General features: G+C 53.3%; 20 protein-coding genes and 1 pseudogene. 8 read left to right on the top strand and 13 right to left on the bottom strand.

The annotated features are described in order from the left end of the window. From ACR0B0_RS19915 to ACR0B0_RS19865, 11 genes and pseudogenes are all read right to left on the bottom strand, one after another. Window positions 1-378, bottom strand: a pseudogene (locus ACR0B0_RS19915) (IS5 family transposase); the annotation flags it as partial. 144 nt (window positions 379-522) lie between these two features. Further along, window positions 523-1,677: a Gfo/Idh/MocA family protein gene (locus tag ACR0B0_RS19910; RefSeq protein ID WP_217360554.1), complete on the bottom strand. Its 1,155-nt coding sequence runs from the start codon at window positions 1,675-1,677 to the stop codon at window positions 523-525. Then, window positions 1,677-2,732 carry a sugar phosphate isomerase/epimerase family protein gene (locus tag ACR0B0_RS19905; protein WP_170352000.1) on the bottom strand — a complete coding sequence of 352 codons (1,056 nt, stop codon included), beginning with the start codon at window positions 2,730-2,732 and terminating at the stop codon, window positions 1,677-1,679. Before ACR0B0_RS19905 ends, ACR0B0_RS19910 begins: the two co-directional genes overlap by 1 nt. 27 nt (window positions 2,733-2,759) lie before the next feature. After that, a complete protein-coding gene (locus ACR0B0_RS19900) occupies window positions 2,760-3,818 on the bottom strand; it encodes a LacI family DNA-binding transcriptional regulator (protein WP_480649277.1) in 1,059 nt (352 codons plus the stop codon). A gap of 7 nt (window positions 3,819-3,825) precedes the next feature. Beyond that, a complete protein-coding gene (locus ACR0B0_RS19895; RefSeq protein WP_480649275.1) occupies window positions 3,826-5,448 on the bottom strand; it encodes a dihydroxyacetone kinase subunit DhaK in 1,623 nt (540 codons plus the stop codon). 11 nt (window positions 5,449-5,459) lie between these two features. Further along, window positions 5,460-6,452 (bottom strand): ABC transporter ATP-binding protein, encoded by a 993-nt coding sequence (locus ACR0B0_RS19890; RefSeq protein ID WP_480649273.1) that lies wholly within the window; start codon window positions 6,450-6,452, stop codon window positions 5,460-5,462. Further along, a complete protein-coding gene (locus tag ACR0B0_RS19885) occupies window positions 6,445-7,542 on the bottom strand; it encodes an ABC transporter ATP-binding protein (protein ID WP_170351996.1) in 1,098 nt (365 codons plus the stop codon). The genes ACR0B0_RS19890 and ACR0B0_RS19885 overlap by 8 nt, the downstream gene beginning before the upstream one ends. Before the next feature lie 2 nt (window positions 7,543-7,544). Continuing rightward, window positions 7,545-7,733, bottom strand: a complete 189-nt coding sequence (locus tag ACR0B0_RS19880) for a hypothetical protein (RefSeq protein WP_010442360.1) — start codon at window positions 7,731-7,733, stop codon at window positions 7,545-7,547. Next, the gene (locus ACR0B0_RS19875) at window positions 7,730-8,668 is read right to left on the bottom strand and encodes a carbohydrate ABC transporter permease (protein ID WP_170351995.1); all 939 of its coding nucleotides are present in this window, start codon (window positions 8,666-8,668) and stop codon (window positions 7,730-7,732) included. The genes ACR0B0_RS19880 and ACR0B0_RS19875 overlap by 4 nt, the downstream gene beginning before the upstream one ends. Continuing rightward, window positions 8,665-9,612 carry a carbohydrate ABC transporter permease gene (locus ACR0B0_RS19870; protein WP_170332156.1) on the bottom strand — a complete coding sequence of 316 codons (948 nt, stop codon included), beginning with the start codon at window positions 9,610-9,612 and terminating at the stop codon, window positions 8,665-8,667. The genes ACR0B0_RS19875 and ACR0B0_RS19870 overlap by 4 nt, the downstream gene beginning before the upstream one ends. A gap of 79 nt (window positions 9,613-9,691) precedes the next feature. Beyond that, a complete protein-coding gene (locus tag ACR0B0_RS19865) occupies window positions 9,692-11,011 on the bottom strand; it encodes an ABC transporter substrate-binding protein (protein ID WP_170351994.1) in 1,320 nt (439 codons plus the stop codon). Window positions 11,012-11,398: 387 nt separating this feature from the next. Between ACR0B0_RS19865 and ACR0B0_RS19860 the strand changes: the two genes are divergently transcribed. The 4 genes from ACR0B0_RS19860 (at window position 11,399) to ACR0B0_RS19845 (ending at window position 16,114) form a co-directional block, all read left to right on the top strand. Beyond that, complete coding sequence (locus ACR0B0_RS19860; RefSeq protein WP_170351993.1) at window positions 11,399-12,178, top strand: MOSC domain-containing protein; 780 nt, start codon at window positions 11,399-11,401, stop codon at window positions 12,176-12,178. A 231-nt stretch (window positions 12,179-12,409) separates the two neighbouring features. Next, on the top strand, window positions 12,410-13,867 hold the full coding sequence (gene xylB / locus ACR0B0_RS19855; protein ID WP_480649271.1) for a xylulokinase: 1,458 nt from the start codon (window positions 12,410-12,412) through the stop codon (window positions 13,865-13,867). Beyond that, entirely contained in the window at window positions 13,864-14,811 is a 948-nt protein-coding gene (locus ACR0B0_RS19850) for an aldose epimerase family protein (protein ID WP_480649269.1), read from the top strand. The genes xylB and ACR0B0_RS19850 overlap by 4 nt, the downstream gene beginning before the upstream one ends. Window position 14,812: 1 nt before the next feature. Continuing rightward, window positions 14,813-16,114 carry a cytochrome-c peroxidase gene (locus tag ACR0B0_RS19845; protein WP_480649267.1) on the top strand — a complete coding sequence of 434 codons (1,302 nt, stop codon included), beginning with the start codon at window positions 14,813-14,815 and terminating at the stop codon, window positions 16,112-16,114. Here the strand turns inward: ACR0B0_RS19845 and ACR0B0_RS19840 are convergent, their stop codons facing one another. After that, complete coding sequence (locus tag ACR0B0_RS19840) at window positions 16,115-17,626, bottom strand: CRTAC1 family protein (RefSeq protein ID WP_480649265.1); 1,512 nt, start codon at window positions 17,624-17,626, stop codon at window positions 16,115-16,117. Next, window positions 17,616-18,833, bottom strand: coding sequence for an ROK family protein (locus ACR0B0_RS19835; protein WP_480637876.1), 1,218 nt, complete (start codon window positions 18,831-18,833; stop codon window positions 17,616-17,618). The genes ACR0B0_RS19840 and ACR0B0_RS19835 overlap by 11 nt, the downstream gene beginning before the upstream one ends. 151 nt (window positions 18,834-18,984) lie before the next feature. Between ACR0B0_RS19835 and xylF the strand changes: the two genes are divergently transcribed. From xylF to xylA, 4 genes are all read left to right on the top strand, one after another. Then, window positions 18,985-20,004 carry a D-xylose ABC transporter substrate-binding protein gene (xylF, locus tag ACR0B0_RS19830; RefSeq protein WP_155150139.1) on the top strand — a complete coding sequence of 340 codons (1,020 nt, stop codon included), beginning with the start codon at window positions 18,985-18,987 and terminating at the stop codon, window positions 20,002-20,004. Window positions 20,005-20,067: 63 nt separating this feature from the next. Further along, window positions 20,068-21,366, top strand: coding sequence for a sugar ABC transporter permease (locus tag ACR0B0_RS19825; RefSeq protein ID WP_480649263.1), 1,299 nt, complete (start codon window positions 20,068-20,070; stop codon window positions 21,364-21,366). Then, window positions 21,366-22,169, top strand: coding sequence for an ATP-binding cassette domain-containing protein (locus ACR0B0_RS19820; RefSeq protein WP_170351985.1), 804 nt, complete (start codon window positions 21,366-21,368; stop codon window positions 22,167-22,169). Before ACR0B0_RS19825 ends, ACR0B0_RS19820 begins: the two co-directional genes overlap by 1 nt. Window positions 22,170-22,178: 9 nt before the next feature. Beyond that, window positions 22,179-23,486 carry a xylose isomerase gene (gene xylA / locus ACR0B0_RS19815; protein WP_170379767.1) on the top strand — a complete coding sequence of 436 codons (1,308 nt, stop codon included), beginning with the start codon at window positions 22,179-22,181 and terminating at the stop codon, window positions 23,484-23,486. The last annotated feature ends 525 nt before the right edge of the window (window positions 23,487-24,011 follow it).

The raw sequence follows: 24,011 nt of genomic DNA, 5'->3' as shown, positions 1-24,011 counted from the left end.
TGGTGTTCATGCCGCCTTTGGTGCGACCGATCAGGCGTCCACGCCCCCTTTTTTGACGCCCAAACTGGTCGCGGTACGGTGGGCCTTCAGGTAGGCGGCATCGATCATCACGGTCTTCTCTTCACCGTGTTTGGTAGCCAGACCGGCCATCATCCGGGCGAAGATGCCTTTGTCGCTCCACCGCTTCCAACGGTTGTAGAGCGTCTTGTGTGGGCCATACGCCGAAGGGGCATCGCGCCATCTCAACCCATTACGATTAATGAAGATAATGCCGCTCAACACACGTCGATCATCAACGCGTGGTTTGCCGTGGGACTTGGGGAAGAAAGGCTCAAGACGCGCCATCTGCGCATCCGTCAGCCAGAAAAGATCAGACATGGTCACCGCTCGATTTTCGAACCGTGAATCACGCAGCCAAGCGGAAATCAATGGGTCCTGACCCTAGAGGTTGGGTGCGCTTCGGTTTTTGGCAGATAGCCGTGCTGCCTTCCAAGATTTCTGCCTTATGCCCACAATCAGATTTTAAGTTAAGCTGACCCAAGCCGCATTCCTTGAAGAGCTTTGCACGCATGCGGCCACAAATTTAACACCATTGAGTCCGTCATGAACCGTTGGATAAACAACCGACCCGTCAGGTGAAATCCCATTTCGGAAGGCTTGGATTGCCTCTGCGGCCTCTCCATAGATATTCGCGAACCCCTCAAGATATCCCTCGGGATGTCCCGGAGGAACTCTACTCAACCGATTGGCTGCGTCACCAGCACCAGCACCATTTCGGGTTATCAAACGCTTGGGTTCGTTGTATGGCGTAAACCAAAGATAATTGGGATCTTCCTGGGCCCACTCCAGCCCACCTTTTTCGCCGTAGACCCGCAAACGAAGTGCGTTTTCATTGCCGGGAGCCACCTGAGACGACCACAGCATACCGCGCGCTCCACCTTCAAATCGAAGCAAAACGTGCGCGTTGTCATCGACTTTGCGCCCCGGCACAAAGGCCTGCAAGTCCGCCGCCAAGCTTTCCGCCTTCAGCCCGGTTACAAAGCAAGCGAGGTTGTAAGCATGAGTCCCGATGTCACCGGTTGATCCACCCGCGCCCGAGCGTTCGGGATCGGTTCGCCACTCAGCCTGTTTGAAATCCTGCTGCTCGGTCAGCCAGTCCTGGGGGTATTCAACCTGAACCACGCGGATCTTGCCGATATCTCCGTTAGCGACCATTTCACGTGCCTGCCGGACCATTGGATAGCCCGTATAGTTATGGGTCAGAATGAATAGGGCATTCGCGCTTTCCGCTGCTTTGACCAGCTTTTTTGCATCGGCAAGGGTCGAGGTGAGTGGCTTGTCACAAATTACATGAATACCGCGTTTCAGGAACTCGCGCGCGGCTGCATAGTGAACGTGATTTGGCGTGACAATTGAGACCGCCTCAATCCCGGATTTTAGTCGGGCTTCCCTTATCGCCATTTGTTTGAAATCTCCATAGACCCGTTCGAGCCCCAACGCCCGACCACTTTCAAGAGATTTCTCTGGCGTCGAAGACAAAGCACCGGCAACCAATTCAAACTTGTCGTCCAGTCGCGCCGCTATTCGATGAACGCCACCTATGAAGGCGTCGTTCCCGCCGCCAACCATGCCAAGTCGAATGCGGCCCGAGGTTTCTTCATTGCGTCCTGTGACCATCATTCAATCCCCAGCATTTTACGATTAGCTGCTTCGTCTGCGCCACCATCAGCGAAATCATCAAAGGCTTTCTCGGTAACACGGATAATGTGATCTGACACAAACTTAGCGCCTTCACGCGCTCCATCCTCGGGGTGTTTGAGGCAGCATTCCCATTCGACAACTGCCCAACCATCAAAGTCATTCGCCGCCATTTTTGAAAAGACCGCCCCGAAATCCACTTGGCCATCACCAAGCGACCGGAAGCGCCCGGCACGATCGACCCAGCTTTGATACCCGGAATAAACACCCTGCCGGCCGGTCGGGTTAAACTCGGCATCTTTGACATGGAACATCCGGATCCGATCTTTGTAGATGTCGATATTGTCCAGATAGTCGAGGCATTGCAGCACGTAGTGCGACGGGTCGTACAACATGCAAGCGCGTGGGTGATTGCCTGTCCGTTCAAGAAACATCTCGTACGTCACGCCGTCGTGGAGGTCCTCACCTGGGTGAATTTCGTAACAGACGTCAACGCCGCATTCTTCGGCATGATCTAGTATTGGCACCCAACGACGAGCAAGCTCCTCGAATGCCGTTTCGATCAAGCCAGCAGGGCGCTGCGGCCAAGGATAGACATAGGGCCATGCCAATGCGCCTGAGAATGTCGCATGCGCTGTAATACCCAAGTTTTTCGAAGCAGATAGCGCTTTTTTAACTTGGTCTACCGCCCATTCTTGCCGGGCTTTCGGGTTTCCTCTGACGCTTTCGGCTGCAAAACCATCAAACGCGCTGTCATAGGCCGGGTGAACGGCCACAAGTTGGCCCTGAAGGTGGGTTGAAAGTTCAGTGACTTCGACGCCATTTTCCTTGGCTTTGCCTTTGAAGTCATCGCAATAACTGGCGCTGGATGCGGCTTGTTCCAGGTCGAACAACCGGTCATCCCAACTAGGAACCTGAACGCCCTTGTATCCACAGTCAGCCGCCCATTTAGTGATCGCGTCCCACGAATTGAACGGCGCTTCGTCCCCCGCGAATTGCGCAAGAAACAATGCTGGACCTTTGATTGTTTTCATAAAATTTCCTCCCCAAAACCTGAGCCTCTATGGCGGTAAATTTTCCTTCAGATAGATATCGATACGGATACGTTCCTGTGCTTTGTTGAACGGAACCTTGTCCGAAGTTGCGCGTAATAGACGGACGGCAGAACGAACAATGTGCCCGGTATCTTGCGAGATTAAGGCGTCAAATGTGCCAAGCCTGAGCGCCTCACGACTGAGCGGAGTAAGCTCATGAGCTATGATCACCAGATCTTTGCTGAGTTTGTTCTCTGAAAGAAATTGAATCAGGCCCGCATTGCCCGCTGCTGACGAGTATATTCCGACCAGATCCGGATAGATTTCAAAGATTTCGGGCATCATCCTGTAAATCAGATCCGGGTCATCCCGACCCTCGACAGACGCTACGACTTCCAGGTTCGGAAATTCCTCAGCCACAACAAGGTCAAAGCCTTGACGACGCTCCAGATGGTCACGCGCCAAACGGGATCCTGTAAGAACCAAGACCTTGCCTTCACGATGGACAAATCTTCCCATCAGCTGAGCGGCGGTTCGTCCTGCCGAAACGTTATCAATTCCGACAAAGTGGTCTCGCTCAGAACTTGGCAAGTCAGACACCAAGGCAACAACCGGAACGCCTTTGTCCCTGAGCCTTTTTACAGCGTCGCGGACAGAAGGCGTTTCGGGCCCGAAAACGGCGACTCCGTCAACGTCCAAACTGTCGACAGCATCTAAAATGTTGACGATATCTTGCGGCTCGAACGGAGCGACGTTCTTTACTGCAACGCGCGTCCGTTGGATAAATTGGTCACGTGTTTGTTCAGCGATCTGACTGCTTATTGCCTCCACAAACTCGTTGTCCGTGTCTGGTAAAACAAAGAGGAAATTGTAGACGCGGTTTCGCGCCAGGTTGGCTGCGGCGGTGTCGCGCACATACCCCAGTTCATCAATCGCCTTCTGTACTTTCTGTACAGTCACTGCTCGCACACCGGGGCGCCTGTTCAAGACCCGATCAACGGTCGCCAGGCTGACACCCGCCACGCGAGCGATGTCATTAACGGTTGGCTTTTTCACCAATTCTATTTTTTGTTTTTGATCTTCCACGTGTTCTTCAGCCCTCAATCTCCCGTGCTAAGCCTTCAAACAACAAAGCAACAGCTTCAGCGCCGGGATCGTTATGTCCAACTAGGTTTTCTGCGGGAACATAGGCCGCGCGGCCCGCCTTCGCACGACGAATATTTGCGGTGTTGTTCGCGCCTTCGCGGGCAGCCTCCGCTGCATGCGTCAGACCAGATGGTAGTGCGGCAAGTGCTGGTGCCAGGGCGTCAATCATTGTCCTGTCACCGACCTTGGCACCCCCAACCTGACTGACGCGATTCAGTCCTTCGACCAGAGACTTCGGTACCGAAGCCCCGCTCGCACAGGCATCGCCAGCTGCGTTGAAGAAAATTGCGAGTATCACGCCAGAAGAACCACCCATTGTCTGGCTTAACTCATTACCTAATGCCGGAAACAGTTGCGTCAGATCAGCAAGCGGCATGCGGTCAAGGCTGCCTTGCAATGCTCTTGCGGCCGTCGCCAATGTGCTTCCTGTATCGCCATCTCCGGATTTCGCGTCCAGCTCGTTCAGGTTCTTCTCTGCGTTGATGAGCAGTTCAGACAACCGGGTGATCGTTTCCCTTGTGGCGGGATTGTTCGAAGGAATTGGATCGATAGGAGTCAGACCATCAGGCAGAGGCGCGACTTTTATCGGGTCGATAGAATTGACGCCGGGCCAAGCCGCCAGGTCAACAGACGCTTTAAGCGCCGATAAGTCGTCCTGATCTACCGGCAGAATGGAAACAGAAAACCCATGCATATCCAGCGATGTCATCATTGGGGCCGGGCCTATGATGTGATGGGCAATACCAGTTTCGGACAACGCATGCGTGAGGACAGCCATTTCCAACGGCGTTGTAGAACCCAGGTTGTTGACCAACGCCACACAATCCCCGGACCCCACCCGTTGTTTCAGCTTCTCCACAACTGTGGACATGGCCGATACAGCATTTGAGAATTCGACTTGCTGTACACCGGGCTCGCCATGGATACCCAAGCCAAGCTCTGCTTTTCCGGGGGCGATCCTGTCTTCTTTCGGAGATCCCGGAACGGTACAGGTGTCCAGGCTCATACCGATGCTGACGACCTTGGCTATGGTGCGTCTTGCTGCGGCGGTGACGGTGTCCAGATCAGCACCACTTTCTGCAAGCGCTCCGGCTATTTTGTGCACGAACAACGTACCTGCCACGCCACGTGGTTGCGGAAGGTCGGGCAGGGCGATGTCATCATCAACGACGACCATCTCTACCTTGCGACCCAATGCACGGGCGCGTTCAGCCGCTAGTCCAAAGTTCAGCCGGTCACCGGTGTAATTCTTGACGATCAGCAGGCACCCAGCTTCACCCGTGACCGCAAGAATGCCCGCCAAAACCGCTTCGACTGATGGGGATGCAAAGACTTCCCCGCAGACCGCGGCCGTAAGCATACCAGCACCAACAAAGCCCGCATGGGCGGGTTCGTGGCCAGACCCTCCACCAGAAACCAAGGCGACTTTCGACTTGTCCCAATCCGACCGGTAGACAACCTTGATATGCGGGTATCCGTCCAATCGGGTAAGTTGCCCTCCGGAGGAGGCTAGAAGACCATCAATGGCCTCTGTTACCAGGGTTTCTTTTGTGTTGAGGAACTGGGCCATGCTTTTGCTCCTTAATTCACTCGCGCGCCGGACGCGTCAAAATACAATGGGTTGTGTGGGCGGATTTTTATAGATTTTCCAGATGGATAGTCCTGATGGACATCAATCAATGTCACAACCGGGTGACCGTTTAAGTCCAGGTGCAACCGCGTTTGATCCCCAAGATGTTCAGCGCGTATCACACGCGCTTCACTGCCTTCGCCTTCAATGATGTTTTCCGGGCGCAGGCCAATCTGCGGGCCTTTGTGATCCCCTCCGAACAACTCGGACGGCAAGATGTTGATCCGAGGCAGACCCAACCGGCTGGCTACGTAAACACTGCCCGGGTTTTCATAAATGTCCCGGGGTGTTCCGTACTGCACCAACCGGCCGTTTTCCAAAACCCCGATATGTGTCGCCATTGTCATGGCTTCGACCTGATCATGGGTCACGTACAGCAAAGTCGATCCCAGATCTGCCTGAATTCTCTTCAGTTCTACCCGCAAATCCGCCCGTAGCTTGGCGTCCAGAGAGCTGAGCGGTTCGTCCATCAGAAATATCTGGGGGTCGCGCACAAGCGCCCGTCCAATTGAAACGCGCTGCATTTCACCGCCAGACAATTCAGTGGCTTTGTTGTCCAGTTTGTGCGGGATCTGGAGGATCTCAGCGACTTCGTTTACCTTCCTCGTGATCTCATCCTCTGGTGTTTTCAGGATCGGCGACCGCAGAGGGAAAGACAGGTTTTCCCGCACTGTCATATGCGGGTACAGCGAGTATTGCTGGAAGACCATTGCTACATCGCGCTGAGCGGGAGTGTCTATTCCAACGTCACGCCCGGCGATGCGCACTGTTCCTGAATCCAGTTTCTCAAGCCCCGAAATCAATCTTAGTGTCGTTGTTTTTCCCGCGCCAGTCGGACCCAACAACACCACAAAGGCACCGTTGGGGATCGTCATTGAGATATCATCCACCGCTGTGACGTTGCCGAATGACTTCGAGATGTTCTCCAAAACGATTTCAGCCATTGCTTAGTACCTCGTCGTTCAGAGCGGACCTCAACGCGCGCCCGGTAGATTTTTCAAACAAAGTTACTGCGGGGGAGCGGAACTCCAAACCCACTGTCTCACCGGGACTGACGACCTCGCGTGCATCAATGCGGGCTTTCAGTTCTCCGTTCGGACTTTGCAATGTTACGATCTGGGTGGTTCCAAGGTATTCTGCGGCCAGAACCTTGGCCCTGTATTCGCTCGCATCCGACAGAAAAACATGTTCGGGGCGAACGCCAAAAACCAAGTCACCTTCCGCCCCTTCCATCAATCTCGGTACGGCTTCGTCATGGCCGTTCAGTCGAACCGTTTCCGAGCCGGGTTCGACCTTTCCCTGAAACGGCAGGAAGTTCATCGAAGGAGACCCGATAAAATCCGCCACAAACATCGTCGCCGGTTTGTCGTAGATTTCCTGAGGTGTGCCAAATTGCTCGATCACAGCATTATTCATCACCACGATCTTGTCGCCCATTTGCATGGCTTCCAGCTGATCATGCGTGACGTACACAGTGGTCGCCCCCATGCGATCATGAAGCGCGCGTAACTCTTCGGCCATATGCTCACGAAACTCGGCATCCAAGGCACCAAGGGGTTCGTCCATCATGAACGCTTTGGGTTCGCGAACAATCGCGCGCCCCAGCGCCACGCGTTGCCTGTCGCCACCTGAAAGTCCACCAACCGGGCTATCGAGGATGTCGTTGATCCCCAGAATTCCCGCGACTTCCTCTACTTTGGCTTTGACAGCAGCACGCGGCATGCCCTGCGATATCAGGGGGTAGCTGATATTCTTGCGCACGTTCATGTGGGGATACAGCGCGAACATCTGGAACACGAAGGCAATGTCCCGTTCTGATGGCGGCCGCTGGCTGATCTCTTCACCGTCCAGATAGATTTCACCCGACGTTGGAAGCTCCAACCCTGCGATCATCCGCAGTGTCGTCGTCTTTCCGCAGCCAGATGGCCCGAGCAGCATGAAAAACTCACCATCCTCAATCGTGAACGAGCTTTCGCGGACAGCCGTGAAGTCGCCGAACATCTTCTTTACGTTTTTGACTACGATCTGGGCCATTTCTACTCCGGGAAATGGCTGACGATGATGAACATGACGGTTCCGATCAGCGTGACGATGAAAGAGTAGGTGAAGGCCCAAAGGACAAAGGGCTGCATCAGCATAAAGACACCCAGTGCGATAAGGATGGTTGCGACCATCTCCCATGGGCCGCGGCGGAGCCGCATCAATCCGGTTAGAAAGTCGCTCATTTGCGCACGGCTCCGAATGTGATCCCACGCAGCAAATGTTTGCGCATCAGGATGGTGAAAATCATGACGGGGATGAGGAAGATCGTTGCACCGGCCGCCACGGCAGGCCAGTCCAGACCGCCGATACCGATAATGGTCGGGATGAACGGTGGTGCAGTCTGTGCGTTCGCGGATGTCAGCAGCACGGCAAACGCGTACTCATTCCAGGCGAAGATCAGGCAAAAGATTGCTGTTGAGGCTATGCCGGTCGCGGCTTGCGGCAGCACCACTTTGTAGAATGCCTGAAACCTCGTGTAGCCATCTATGAGGGCGGCCTCTTCGTACTCTCTTGGGATTTCGTCGATGAAACCCTTCAGCAACCAGACCGCCAGGGAAATATTCACACCCGTATACAGCAGGATCATTCCCAGATGCGTGTCGCTCAGCCCAAGGTTTCTGAACATCAGGAAGATTGGGATGGCAACAGCGACCGGGGGCATCATCCTTGTACTGAGGATGAAGAACAGCAGGTCGTCCTTTAGTGGGACTTTGAACCTGCTGAACGCGTAGGCGGCCAGCGTGCCAAGAAAGATACTCAAGAACGTCGAGCCGAATCCGATGATAACTGAATTCATAAAGCGCTCACCGAATTTGGATGGTCCGACAATCACCATGTCGTATTGGCGCACGATCTCATCGGCCCAGTTCTGCGGTGGGTTCGCTTCCAGAAATTCCTGCGTCTGCCGCGTGCGTGTGGTGAAGAGATTGACGTAGCCTTCAAGCGTTGGGTCAAAGACAACCTTGGGCGGGTAGCTGATCGCATCGGCTGGAGACTTGAAGCCAGTTAGCAAAATCCAAACCAGCGGGATCATCGTGATCAGCGCGTAAGTAATAACCAAGAAGCCTGCGATCCACTTGGACCGGTTCGAAGGTTCAGTGACGGAAAAATTACTCATCTCTGTTTCACCTTGTTCAGGGCTTTGACGTAGATCGACGCAAGGCCGAACACGGTGACGAAAAGGATGATCGCATAGGCCGAGGCATAGCCCGTACGCCACTTTTCAAAAGCCTCCCGCTTGAGATTGATTGAAGTGAGTTCCGTAACAGAACCGGGCCCTCCACCGGTTAGCTGAACCACTAGGTCGAACATCTTGAAGTTCTCGATCCCTCTAAACAGCACGGCCAGCATCAGGAACGGCAACACCATCGGGATGGTGATCGTAAAGAACTGCCGCAGCTTACTGGCTCGGTCGATCTCAGCTGCCTCGTAGATGTAGTCGGGAATGCTGCGCAGACCGGCCAGACAGATCAGCATCACGAAGGGGGTCCACATCCAGGTGTCGACAATCACGATTGCCCACGGGGCCAACGTGACCGATCCCAGCATTTCAAAGCTCGATGGGTCCTTGCCGGTAAACCAGGACACGATGTAGTTAAACAGGCCGATTTGAGGTTGATACAGGAACTTCCAGAAGTTCCCGACGACTGCAGGAGACAGCATCATCGGCAGCACGATAATCGTGGTCCAAAGATCGTTGCCCTTAAATTTCTTGTTGATCAGCCATGCCAGAGTAAACCCGATCAGGACCTGGAAAAAAATTGTCCAGAACAGGAAATGCGCCGTCGCCTGCATATTCAGCCATGTGTCCGAGTCTGTCAGGATACGCTCGTAATTCCTGAGCCCGACATCTTTGACTTCACGCCCGATCCGGTTGGCCTTGTAGTTGGTAAAGCTTAGTTGGATGGTCCAGATCAACGGAAAGATGTTGATCGCCAGCAATAAGAAAATCGTTGGTGAGATGAATATCCAGGCGATCGCGCGGTCGGATAACCCTCGGATTTTTCGCGCAACTCGCTCGGGCGTTGCCTGCGCAACGCGATCTACGGTCCTGTCAGACATCTCTTTGCCAGTTCTTTTTGGTTTCGGACACACGGGTGAAGGTGGAGCGGGATAGCACCCGCTCCTAGCTGCCTCCAGACTACAGCTTGCCTTCGTCTTCGAAGACTTCCGTCCAATCTTCGATCAGAAGATCTAGCGCTTCTTGAGCTGTGCCTTGGTCGGCAACCACGTAGTCGTGGATACGCTTCTGCATTGCCAGCAGCAGTTCCGCATAGGCGGGCTCTTGCCAGAAATCCTGAACTCCAGCCATTGCTTCCAGAAAGTCACCGGCAAACGGTTGGCTGTCTACGAAACCAGGATCTTCCAGAACCGAGTTATGTGCCGAATAGCCTCCAAGTTCCCACCATTTGGCCTGAACTTCCGGCTGTGCAAACCACTTAATGTACTCAAGTGCGGCGTCCTGTTTGTCAGAGTAGCTGACGACAGAAATACCTTGTCCGCCGAGTGTCGAGCCTGGCTGATTTTGTGGTGGGTTCACGAAGAAGTCGATCTTGTCACCACCTGTATTGGGATCGGCATATAGACCAGGGAAGAACGCAAACCAGTTCATAGCCATAGCGACCTGACCGGACTTAAATGCATCCAAGCTCTCACCCATGTAGGAGTTGGTATATCCAGGAGGCGTCGCCGTTTTGTAGAATTCTTTATAGAACTCCAGCGCCTCAACCGCTTCCGGTGAGTTTACTGCGCCTTCCATATCATATGAGCCCGGGGTGTTTTCGTATTTGAAGCCCCAAGGATACAGTGCTCCGGTCACACCCATGGTGATCCCTTCCGAGCCGCGCTCGGTAAAGATTGCTGCCCCATAGACGGTCTTGCCGTCGATCTCACGACCTTGGAAGAACTGCGCGATCTGCAATAGTTCTTTTTGAGACTCGGGCTCGCGTAAATCCTGACCAGTTGCTTCTTTGTATGCGGCTTGAATTTCGGGGTTTTCGAACCAGTCCTTGCGATAGAACCAGCCATTTGCGTCACCCATCGCAGGCAGCGCGTAGTAATTTGGTGTACCCTTGGGCCAGGTTGAATAAGCGTAAACTGTGGCAGGTGCGAAGTCGTCCATGCTGATGCCTTCAGCGTCGAAAAAGTCGTTCAGTTGGACATAATGACCGTTTTCGGCGCCGCCGCCGATCCATTGGCTGTCACCAATCAGCAGGTCGCAGAGCTTACCTCCAGAGTTCAGTTCATTCAGCATCCGGTCCGCAAAATTTGGCCAGGGAACAAATTCGAAGTTCATCGAGTGGCCGGATTCTGCTTCAAATTCTTTTGATAGCTCAACAAGCGCGTTGGCCGGGTCCCATGCAGCCCAACAGAGTGTCAGATCTTCAGCATTTGCCTTGGTAGAAAGAGTAGTAGCGGCAAAGACTATTGCGCTGGCTGAGGCCAGTTTTGTGTAAGTCATCCATTCCTCCCTTTTTTGCGCCGTCAATCGAGGATGTGCGAATCGCGGCATACATCCAAGGCTATTTGAGGTACGCACCTCAAGTCCAGATATTTTTGAGGTTCGTACCTCAAGAGACCAGTAGAGATCGCAAATTTTGTTTCTTAGCTATTGATTCCTAGAGAAATTGTTCTTTGAACTTGATGCGCATGTATTTTTGGCAGCGAAGTATTGAATGGTCATATCGACTTAAATGGGCGCAGCCGTCATGCGGCCAACAGGTTCAGAGAACCCGCTTCTGAAGCGTTCAATGATTATTTGGTCGATACCTTTGAGAATTCGAGATAGCGTCAAACAGCGCGGACAACTCGGGACCGTGCATAACTCTTTTTGGTTAGGTGTTGACGTATGAGCAATCCCTCCATCGTCCGATTGAACCGCTACCCTATTAAAGGCTTGAGTTCCGAGCCTATGCGAACTGTGACGCTGCGAGCAGGAGAGGGCATTCCGGGCGATCGCCTGTTCGGATTTGCTCGCTACAACTCCGGTTTCGACATGCAGAACCCAATGCCACTGCCGAAAGATCGTTTTGTCGTTTTGTTGAACGAGGCTGCACTGGCAGGCATTCAGACCGGTTTTGAAATTGAATCTCAGGCACTTGAGATCAATGCGAACGGAAAGACACGACGCTTTGATATGCGAGAGTCTGAAGATCGGGAGAAGGCGGCAGAGTTCCTTTCTTCAGAGATCGACTTAAAAGATCCAGAGCTGCCAAAGTTTGTTTCTTCTACTCCTCATAGGTTTACAGATGTATCTGTCGTATCGCCGCAAATGATGAACGCGATATCCGTTTTGAATCTGGCCTCTGTGAAAAAGTTGGGCGAACAACTGAACGCAGAAATTCACCCGGCGCGCTTCCGAGCGAATATTGAGATAGACGGATTACCTTCGTTTGCTGAGCTGGATGCAGTTGGATCAGTTTTAAGATTTGGCGATGTCGAGTTGAAGATACTCTCACGTACGAAAAGGTGTGCAGCAACTGAAGTGAACCCGAAAACGGCCGAGCGCGACTTGAAATTACCCTACCTTATTCGGAAATTGATGGGCCATATGGATATGGGCGTCTATGTCGAAGTGGTTAGTGGTGGAACGCTAACGGTCGGTCAAACCGGGAAAATACTCGCTTAAACCTTGCCTCCTGCCAAAGTGGCTTTTCTAAGAGGTTTGAGCCATGTTCGGTCAGACGATTAAACTCAACTCTTGCTCTGACTTTCTTTTGGCTATCCGGGGTATCGAAGGACGTCGCGTTCGAGCGTTCTGATCCAGAAACGATTGGAAGGCACTCCTTTGACGGAGCCTTGACAAGATCTCTGTTTCAAATAATTTTAGTCATTAAAATATTTAGACAGGTGGTGCTCAATGTATCTGGGCTTAGATTTGGGAACGTCAGGTCTCCGCGGGATTCTGGTAGATGACTCAGGACACGTTGTCGGTGATGCCGAAGTCAGCATTTCCACCTCGACGCCCAAGCCTGGCTGGTCTGAGCAGGATCCTTTGGATTGGACCAACGCTTGCGACGAGGTTGTTGGGAAGCTTCGCGTCGGCAAGCAGCAAGCATTCTCAAAATTGCGAGGTATTGGCCTAAGCGGACACATGCACGGCGCTACACTACTGGATTCTGATGGCGAAATATTGAGGCCCTGTATTCTTTGGAACGATACACGGTCAGCTGATGAGGCGAGGATACTGGATCAATCGCCAGAGATGCGCGCAATATCGGGAAACATCGTATTCCCCGGGTTTACGGCGCCGAAACTCGAGTGGTTGCGCAGCCACGAGCCGGATGTGTTTTCAAAGGTAGACAAGGTGCTGCTGCCGAAAGATTATTTGCGGTTTTGGCTTACTGGCGAATATATCTCAGACATGTCTGACAGCGCAGGAACATCCTGGCTTGACGTTGACACTCGGCAGTGGTCCGAAAGGGCGCTGGCCATAGGTCACATGCGTGTCGAGCAGATGCCGCGCTTGGTCGAAGGTAGTGATCCGGGTGGAGAGTTGAAGGTCCGTTTGAGGCAGGAGTGGGGGCTTTCGAATCCGGTTGTCGTGGCTGGAGGTGCTGGCGACAATGCTGCCGCAGCTTGCGGGATCGGGAGCATCAACGACGGCATCGGTTTTGTCTCACTCGGAACGTCTGGCGTGTTGCTTGTTGCGCGGGAAGCCTATGCTCCTGATCCGGAAACAGCCGTACACTGTTTTTGTCATGCGGTTCCTGATCGGTGGATACAAATGGGTGTCATGCTTTCTGCAACGAACAGCATGAACTGGCTTGCTCGCAATCTAGGCGAACCCGTGGAAAGACTTGCTGCAGCTATGCCAGGAGAATTAAATGGACCTTCTGCGATCACCTTCCTGCCATATCTGTCAGGAGAACGGACGCCGCATAACAATAGCCATATTCGAGGCGCGTTTTTGGGCGTGGACATCTCGTCGGAATCCGCTGAGTTGACCCAGTCCGTAATGGAGGGTGTTTCTTTCGGAATGAGAGATTGCCTGGAAGCACTGAAGAGCACCGGAACCCAGCCAAATAGCCTTATGGCAGTTGGAGGAGGTGCTCGATCTCGGTTCTGGCTGGAAACCTTGGCTACTGTTTTGCAAGTTCCGCTGGAATTGCCAAAAGGCAGCGAATTCGGTGCCGCAATGGGCGCTGCACGACTCGCGATATGTGCTGCCAACGGCGCTGAACCGGCGCAAGTCATGACGCCGCCGGAAATTCAGGAACGCATTGAACCACGCGGCGATCTGATTGACGCCTACGAAAACGAATACCGGAGATACAAGCAATTCTATCAGGCGCTTGCGCCGCTGGCAGTAAGATGAAACCAGAAACGGGTAAAGCCTCTGGCATTGAAAATGCTATTCTCATCGATGGAAACATGCGTGTTTCGATCCTGAACTATGGGGCTATTACGCAGGGTTGGTGGTACAAGGACGTCCCGCTCATCCTTGGGTTCGAGGACCCAAATGAGTATCTCGCCGATACGCGTTACCTGGGCGCTATTGTTGGGCGCGTTGCCAACCGGATCAGAGGCGCGACGTTTGAATTGGATGGTGCCAGTTTTGAACTGAACGCCAATGAGGGCAAAAACACCCTGCATGGCGGCGACGATGGGCTGTCTAAACAGTTCTGGGAATTCGAACAGATTGCACAGAATGAGGCCCTGTTGAGTTACGTTTCTCGCGATGGGGAGAGCGGCTTTCCAGGGGAAATCAGGTTCGAGGTCAGGATCTGCCTACAGGGTTCACGCTTGGTCTATTCAGTAGCTGCACAACCTGACCGGCCGACGCCGATAAGCATTGCGCAACACAACTACTACACTTTGGGTGCCGCAGAAGGCGTAGACCAGCATACGCTTAAACTAACTTCAAATCGGTATCTGGACATCGACGATCAGGGTATTCCGTCGGGCAGAGTGCTTGCGACCAACGAAAACGGGTTGGATTTTTCAACGCCCAATATGATTGGAAGTGTGCCTGATGGGATTGATCACTATTTCTGCTTTGATCATGATCGCGGCCCAAAGGCTCCGGTGGCGGAACTCACTTCACCCTCTGGCCTTGCGTTGACAGTCTACTCTGACCAGCCCGGAGCACAGGTTTATTCGGGTTATGAGCTGACGAAACCACGTCGCGCTTCGCGTGGTGTGTGTATCGAGCCATCGGGTTATCCCAACGCACCGAATATCTCTTCGTTTCCCTCAATAATCTATACTCCGGAGAACCCGTATCGGCAGGAACTTATTCTAGAAGTTTCTAAGGAATGACATGAGAGCAGTTTCGCTATTCTTGATTATAGGCTCAACAATCTCAATGGTGGACGGTGCGCGTGCCCAATCGCTTGGTCCTTTGCCAGAGTTCCTCGATCCTGACTTTGTAAGTGCTGAGCTGGGGCGTTTGCTGTTCTATGACCCGATTTTGTCTGGCAACAAGAATATCAGCTGCGCGACCTGTCATCATCCCAGGCTTGGCACGTCCGACGGTGTTTCCCTTGGTATAGGGGAAGGGGGAATTGGGTTGGGTCCAGAGCGGACATTGGACCCAGAGAATACCCCGGAACAACGTATTCCTCGAAACTCACCGGGGCTTTGGAATCTTGGAGCCACTGAGTTCACGACGTTTTTTCATGATGGGCGACTAGAGGTAGACACAACGCAACCTGATGGTATCAGAACCCCGTTGGGTACTCATATGCGGTCTGGTTTCAAGTCCGCGCTGGCCGCACAGGCGATGTTCCCGGTTTTGTCGCCAGACGAAATGGCGGGTCACTATTCTGAGAATGACGTGAGCAAAGCGGTTCGCCTCGGATTTCTGACACAGCAAGGCGGTGCGTGGGATTTGATTGCAGAACGTGTTGCGGCCATTCCAGAGTACGAGCAGAGGTTTGAGGACTTAGCGCCGGATGATGAAATTACGTTCACGGCAATTGCCAACGTAATCGCGGACTTTATCGCGTTCGAGTGGCGCGCGGATAACAGCCTCTTCGATCGCGCGATGCGAGGTGAGGCTGAATTGCCAGAAGAGGCCGAAGTTGGCATGGGCCTGTTCTACGGAAAAGCTGGCTGCAGCAACTGCCATTCGGGCTGGTTTCAGACCGATCACAAGTTTCATTCGATTGCACTGCCGCAGATCGGTCCGGGAAAGGCGGCGCGATTTGAAAACCATGTCAGGGACGATGGGCGTCTTCGCGTAACCGGCGATTCCGAAGACGCGTTTGCTTTTCGTACGCCATCTCTGCGCAACGTGACCCTGACTGCGCCATACGGACACAACGGAGCCTATGCTGAACTTGAGGACATAGTACGCCATCATCTGGACCCGGTGGCGTCCTTGCGAAACTACTCGATCGAGATGGCCACCTTGCCGGACTTCCCCGGCTCTGACGACCAAAGGGCAATGTCGGATAATCAGCACTTGGGTGCGATTGCCCAAAGCAACAGCTTGTCGAAAGTAAGCCTGACGGATCAGGAAATCGACGCTCTTCTCAGATTTCTGGCAAGCCTTGAAGACCCGGCAGAGCGGTTAGGTGTGCCCGACCAAGTTCCAAGTGGGTTACCGGTTGAAAAGTAATCAGCGGTGAAGACGTATGATTTGGTTGGGCTGATAGTCCAACCACTCGTCTTTCGAACCATCCGGCCAGATCATACGAACCTGCACCTGGTCCTCACTCCCGAGCCCAAAATGCTGAAACCCAGCGATGCCACCAGCGTGACCGCCGCCGATTGTTAGCTCTCGGGTCTGAACACCCAGCGAGGTTTTGACTTCAACAAATCCACCAATCGCTACGTGATTGGATTGATCCTGAGTGACATCCAGCAATAGCCAGTTGCCACCTTGAGAAGTGTTCTGGCTGACTTCTAGCTCAGAACCTCGGTTGACGACCACCAGATCCAGCTTCCCATCGTTGTTCAGGTCAGCAATCGCCGCACCACGAGACTTAGCCATCGAGGCAGCACCGGCATCTGCTGCAGCTTCAATAAACTGTCCGTCGGAGTTCTGTAGTAGTAGGTTATTGGGGTCGTTCAGAGCTGCATCGGGCATCTGTTCTACGTTTCCCTTGGCCACGAATATATCGTCCCGGCCGTCGTTGTTGACGTCGCCAAACTGTGCGTGCCACCCGGTGGATGGCCTTCCGTCTCCGCCGATATGCGGTCTATGAGCGGTCGTACCCTTTTCGTAAGTCGCATCGAGCCAGGTCGGGCCGTTTGTCACTGGGTCAAAAATCTGGAGTTTCTGGTCACCCATCGAGGTCAGATAAACTTCGGGAAATCCGTCTCCTGTAAGGTCGCGAGAGGCGATCCCCATTCCCCAGATCGAAAATGGAAGCCAGCCTTCGTCTTCCGAGTATTGCCGAGGCTCGGGTTCCATCGCCCATAACTGCTCGTGACCGCCACGAACATAGTAGTGACGGTCGTTGCTGACGCGAAGATCAGCGCGGCCAGTTCGGGCCCAGTCCGAAAACAAAATAGAAAGTGAGCAGTAGCCGGGTTCAAGATGCAATGGCTCGTGATACAAGTCGCCTTCTGGGCGGTACAAAAGGATTGGCCCGCAGGATTCAAAAGGACCTTCGGGATCAAATCGATCAACATAAGTGCCAAACGCCAAGGTCGGTAAAGTTTGCCCGCTTTCCCATGTTGCCGAGAAGCCTGTGGTCCAGTGATCCTCGGACTGAAACCTGAGTTCAGTGAAAGGGCTGAATTGGCAGTCGGTATCGCCCCGAAGAAGCAGGTCTGGGCCAACACGCAAAATCGCCAAATCCACTATGCCGTCGCTATCAACGTCGAGAGGGTAGGCGCCGGTCACACCGGCCAGCGAAAGATCTTCAGGCGTCTTTGCCTGAAATGCTATCTGTTCCTTCGAGGTATTGATGAACAGTTGAGACCGGTTGGAACCGCCAGCCAAAAAGAGTTCTGGCAGCGAGTCCCCATTGCAATCGAAAACGGCCACACCACCGCCGACAAAATGCTCCCACCCGCCATCATAGACATGTTTTGGTACATCCACATTTGTAAACTGGGGAATAACAGTGTCCGCATTCGCAACTGTGCCCAAAGTCGCAAATATCGCAAACTCAAGACGCATTCGCCGTCAGCTCCTTGACCTTGAGAATTGAGATTTGTTCAATTCCATAGGCTGCCGCCCCCTTGGCCCACATCATGTCACCCCAGTGATGAACTTTGATCTGGGGCAAAGGTGCATCGACATTCACAACGCCGTTTTGAATGCGGGTCATAACTTCGTTGGAACACAAATGCTCAAAGCTCATTTGTGCCCCCGAGACGATAATGCACTCTGGGTCATACAAGTTGATCAGGTTGGAAATCCCGAGGCCAAACATCTGACCTGCGCGGGCAAGCACTGATGAAGCTCTGTCGTCACCTGAGTTGGCGCGGTCATGTATGTCGGAAACGGTTTCCATGTCGTTGGTATGACCGGTGACTGTCATCTCGCGGATCAAAGCATAGTCGCCCACATAGGCTTCTAGACATCCGCGTTGACCGCATTGGCAAAGGGCTCCGTCAAGTTGAACTTTGGTATGCCCAAACTCAGCGCCGCAGCCTCGTTCTCCACGGTATAGTTTGCCATCCAATACGATGCCAAGGCCAACACCGTGTTCGATCGTAACAACGAGGAAGTTCTTTAATCCCTTACACAAGCCAAAAAGCTGTTCGGCCTTGGCGACAAGATTGGCGTCGTTGTCGACGAATGCGGGGCAGGGCAGCTCATTTGAAAGCAAGTGGCTGAAATCAATATTTCTCTCAGTAATTGAGGATGACCAGTGGACAAAATTCTTGTTTGCATCGACCAGTCCAGCCACCCCGATAGAAACACCTGCCAAATGAGCGACAGTACGATCGATCTGACTGCAGGTTTCTTCAAGAGCTTCGCGGATCGCCGAAACAAATACTTGCGGCGACATTCTGGCGTGATCCAGAGCATATTTATGGGATGCGACTTCGTTACCTTCAAAGTCGACCAAGATAACGGAGATTACTTGCCGAGCCACCTTGAGGCCGGCCACAAGGTGCATCTGGCCGTCCAATTGCAGCAATACTCTGGGTCTGCCTCTCTTCCCCGACTTTGACTGTGCTTGGCTTTCAGTCTCCTTCACCAGCCCGGCCGAGATGAGATCAGCCGTGGCGGCGGTGACAGTCGCAGGGCTGGTTTGCAAGGCGGATGCAATATCGATCCGTGAGACGGACCCCTTGGCTCTGATGTGCTCCAATACCCGTAAGCGGGTCGTATTTCTTTGTTCCAAAGAAACCGGAGAGGCTTTGCTTTTCAGCATCTTGTCCTCGCGAATCTTGCTGTTGATCCAATCTATTTGAATTTGGCTGCGTCTTGTAGAGTAAATATTTTACTGACTGAAATAAATATGGTATTCAAATTTGTGAGAGCCGCGAATCGAAATGCGATGGCTCGGCAAATGGGAGGAAATCATGAAGAGAATTCTCAGCTTTTCGGCTGTGGCCACTTTGTTGGCTTCGACCGCATTCGCAGAGCCAGTGGTCGGCGTAAGCTGGTCCAACTTTCAGGAAGAGCGTTGGAAAACAGACGAAGCGGCCATCAAATCGGCGCTTGAAGCAGGGGGTGCCGAGTACATCTCGGCAGACGCGCAGTCGTCTTCCGCAAAGCAGCTTTCGGACATTGAAAGCCTGATCGCCCAGGGTGTAGACGCGCTTATTATTCTGGCCCAGGACGCGCAGGCAATCGGACCGGCTGTTCAGGCTGCAGCGGACGAAGGTATTCCAGTCATTGCCTATGATCGCCTGATTGAGGACGACCGTGCGTTCTATCTGACCTTTGACAATGTGGAAGTCGGCAGAATGCAGGCCCGGGCTGTTTTTGAAGCCATGCCCAAGGGCAACTACGTGATGATCAAAGGCTCTCCTACTGATCCGAACGCAGATTTCCTGCGCGGTGGTCAGCAAGAGATCATCGGAGCAGCCGTCGACAGCGGTGACATCGTAATCGTTGGTGAGGCCTATACGGATGGCTGGTTGCCGGCGAACGCGCAGCGAAACATGGAGCAGATCCTGACCGCGAATGAGAACAACGTGGATGCGGTTGTTGCGTCAAATGACGGTACTGCAGGCGGTGTTGTTGCTGCGCTGACCGCACAGGGCATGGAAGGCATTCCGGTTTCCGGTCAGGACGGCGACCACGCAGCATTGAACCGTGTCGCACTGGGAACGCAGACGGTTTCGGTTTGGAAGGATGCTCGCGAACTTGGAAAGGCCGCTGGCGAAATCGCTGTCGCATTGAGCGGTGGGACAAGCCCTGCTGATGTCGAAGGCGCAGTTAGCTGGACATCACCGGGTGGGACCGAGATGAACTCGGTTTTCCTAGCGCCTGTTCCAATCACTAAGGACAACTTGTCCGTGGTTGTGGATGCCGGATGGATTCCGCTGGAAGATCTTTGCCAAGGCGTTGAAAACGGACCTGCGCCTTGTAACTAAACCACTCAGCCCTGGGCCTCTTAGTCTGGGCCTGGGGCAAATGCTGAATATGAAAGATCGGAAATGACCGAAACTTCGTCTCAGCCGATACCTGAAAAAGCGAAACCCAGCCTGTTCCAGCAACTGGAACTGGACATGCGACTTTTGGGAATGATCGGCGCGTTTGTCATCCTGTGCATCGGATTCAACATCTTCACAGATGGAAGGTTCCTGACGCCGCGCAATCTATTCAACCTGTCCATCCAGACGGTTTCAGTGGCCATTATGGCTTGCGGAATGGTGTTCATTATCGTCACGCGACACATCGACTTGTCGGTTGGCGCACTATTGGCAACAACCTCGGCTGTGATGGCAATGACGCAAACCGAGCTTTTGCCGCAGGTACTTGGTATGGGTTTGAACAACCCGGCAACCTGGGCGATCACAATCGTTGTCGGGTTGTTTGTCGGCACACTGATTGGTGCGTTTCATGGCTGGATGGTTGGTTATCTGACGATACCAGCGTTCATCGTTACGCTTGGTGGATTTCTGGTTTGGCGAAACGTGGCGTGGTATTTGACCAGCGGCCAGACGATTGGTCCTCTGGATAGTACATTCCTGATGTTTGGCGGGACCAACGGGACATTGGGAACGACGACAAGCTGGCTGTTCGGCTTGTTTGCTACTGCGATTGCCATCTGGGCTTTGTGGAGTGGGCGACGCGCAAAAGCGTCACATGGTTTCCCGGTAAAACCTGTTTGGGCCGAGGCCACTCTGGCGGGGATAATCGCAATTGCTATCCTTGGGTACGTTTACATCGTAAACAGCTACGCCATTCCGACGCGCCGGCTGCAACGTATGTTCGAAGCGCGCGGCGAGACAATGCCAGAAGGGCTGGTTGTAGGATACGGCATACCGATTTCTGTCCTCATACTAATCATAGTAGCGGTTACCCTGACGATCGTGGCACGGAAAACCCGGTTTGGTCGATACATCTTTGCCACTGGTGGCAACCCGGATGCGGCAGAGCTTTCAGGTATCAACACTCGGCTGCTGACCGTGAAAATCTTTGCTTTGATGGGTTTCTTGTGCGCCGTGTCCGCGGTGGTCGCCTCGGCCCGCTTGGCAAACCACTCGAACGACATTGGTACGCTGGACGAACTTCGGGTCATCGCCGCTGCAGTGATCGGAGGAACCGCATTGTCGGGCGGCATCGGTACCATCTATGGCGCGATCCTTGGTGCATTGATCATGCAGGCGCTGCAATCGGGCATGGCAATGGTTGGCGTTGACGCGCCGTTTCAGAACATCGTCGTCGGCAGCGTCCTCGTGTTGGCCGTCTATATCGACATCGTTTACCGCAAGCGACTGGGGGCCAAGTGATGCAAGCTCAGGATACTCAGAAAAAAACTTCCGGCACTGGGCGTGGGTCAGGCGCGCCGCCATTGGTCGAGATGCGCGATATTTCGATTTCCTTCGGTGGGATCAAGGCCGTCGACCATGTGTCGGTCGATCTCTATCCGGGTGAAGTCGTTGGCCTGCTTGGCCATAACGGGGCCGGGAAGTCCACTCTGATCAAGGTTCTGTCCGGCGCCTATCAGATGGATCACGGTGAGATCCTGATTGATGGCAAGCCAGTCGAGATTGGCAATCCCCGTGACGCCCGGGCGAATAACATCGAAACGATATATCAGACGCTCGCCTTGGCCGACAATCTGGACGCGACATCGAACCTGTTCCTGGGGCGTGAGATGACGACGCCTTTTGGTTTGGTCAACGACGCAGCCATGGAGGCCGAGTGCCGAAAGATCATGGCTCAGCTCAACCCGAACTTTCAGAAGTTCAATGACCCGGTCTCCGCCTTGTCGGGCGGGCAAAGACAATCAGTGGCGATCGCTCGGGCTGTCTACTTCAACGCACGTATTCTGATCATGGATGAGCCGACAGCAGCGCTCGGGCCGCATGAAACTCAGATGGTGGCGGATCTGATCCACCAGCTAAAGGCGCAAGGCATCGGGATATTTCTGATCGATCACGACGTGCATGCCGTCATGGAACTGTGCGACCGCGCCTCGGTCATGAAGAACGGAAAACTGGTTGGGACGGTCGATATCGCAGACGTAACTGATGACGATCTATTGTCGATGATCATTCTCGGCAAGCAGCCAGCACAAAAAGCAGAGTAGGGGGCAGAAATGCCAAGTGGATTTTTTGAAGGGATCGAGAAGGTCCAGTTTGAAGGCGTGGACAGCAAGAACCCGTTGGCCTTTCGTCACTACGACCCGGATGAAATCATCATGGGCAAGCGTATGGAGGACCATCTGCGGTTTGCGGTGGCCTGGTGGCATTCATTCGCGTGGGAGGGTGGAGACCCCTTTGGTGGACCTACGTTCGAACGCCCATGGTATCCTCAGGACGATATGGGCCGGGCCCGCCAGAAGGCAGATATTGCATTCGAATTGTTTGAGCTTTTGGGGCAGCCATTCTTTTGCTGGCACGACGCTGATATCCGGCCTGAACAGGGAAATTTTGCCGATAACCTGCGCACATTGGAAGAAATCACCGATTATATCGGTGAAAAGATGCAAGTTTCTGGCACGAAACTGCTTTGGGGTACGGCCAATATGTTCAGTCATCGTCGCTGGATGTCTGGCGCCAGTACCAATCCTGATCCCGACGTTTTTGCGTTCGCTGCAGCGACAGTAAAATCCTGTATGGATGCAACTCACAAACTAGGCGGTGAAAACTATGTTCTGTGGGGAGGTCGTGAGGGCTACGAAACCCTTCTGAACACGGACCTGAAAACTGAATTGGACCACATGGGCCGTTTTCTGAACATGGTCGTAGAGTACAAACATAAGATCGGGTTCAAAGGCACCATTCTTGTGGAGCCGAAACCTCAGGAGCCTTCCAAGCACCAATACGACTATGACGCAGCTACTTGCATCGGTTTTCTCAGGAAGTATGGGTTGGAGAACGAAGTGAAACTAAATCTCGAGCAGGGCCACGCGATCCTTGCCGGGCATAGCTTTGAGCATGAAATTGCGGTTGCGGCTGCTGAAGGGATGCTGGGTTCGATTGATATGAACCGCAACGACTACCAATCCGGATGGGATACAGACCAGTTCCCGAACAATACACCGGAAGTTGCCCTAGCTTACTATTACATCCTGAAAGCTGGTGGTTTTACCACCGGGGGCACAAATTTCGACGCCAAAATTCGCAGGCAATCGATTGACGCTGTCGATCTGGCGGCGGCTCATATCGGCGGAATGGATATATGCGCACGTGGTTTGAAAGCAGCGGCTGCAATGATTGAAGATGGAGGTTTGGAAAACGCGCTTTCGCAACGCTACTCCGGTTGGAAGTCTCCCAAAGCGGAGTCCATGTTAGGCAGTAGTCTGGATGAAATTTCCGCTCGCGTTTTAAATGAAGGAATAAACCCAGAGCCGCAATCTGGACGCCAGGAAATACTAGAGAATTATGTGAACAGATTTGTCTAACTGCCAAACTTGGGTGTTTTCCACTGCTGTCAAAAGTCATGCCAACCCGTCTTTGGTGCTGAGGGCACGAATGGAGGTTTTGTTCATAACCCGTCCATATAGACAAAACCCCTCCTTAATATGGTTGAATGGCCTCAATTCGTTTTGGGTCACAAATGATTGACGTTTGGGTCGCTAATGAGTGACGTAAATTACCGATTTATTAAAGTTTTATCTGTCGATTGAGTCAAATATCAGTGGCGTTCCACATTTCCTGTTGGACGTCACACGAACCTGACCCAACCGTCATAGTTGGACTAGATACTAGGTGAACGTTCGACATCAGAAGGCACCCCCCCAATGTTGGACATCAGTTGAATTTGATCTGACTTCCCTTTCGGAAAATCAGAGCTGATTTGCAGGTCAGACAGCGAAGCTGCCTGTGCCTGCTAATCTGCCACGTGGCGATCGCGGGAGGGGGCGAGGCAACGCTATTCGACAATAGTGGTGCGGCCCGCAGGCGCAGCCGAGGACACGGTGTTGTCT

It is taken from the genome of Ruegeria sp. BA12 (assembly GCF_056539625.1).
This window is presented reverse-complemented; position numbering and strand designations above follow the sequence as displayed.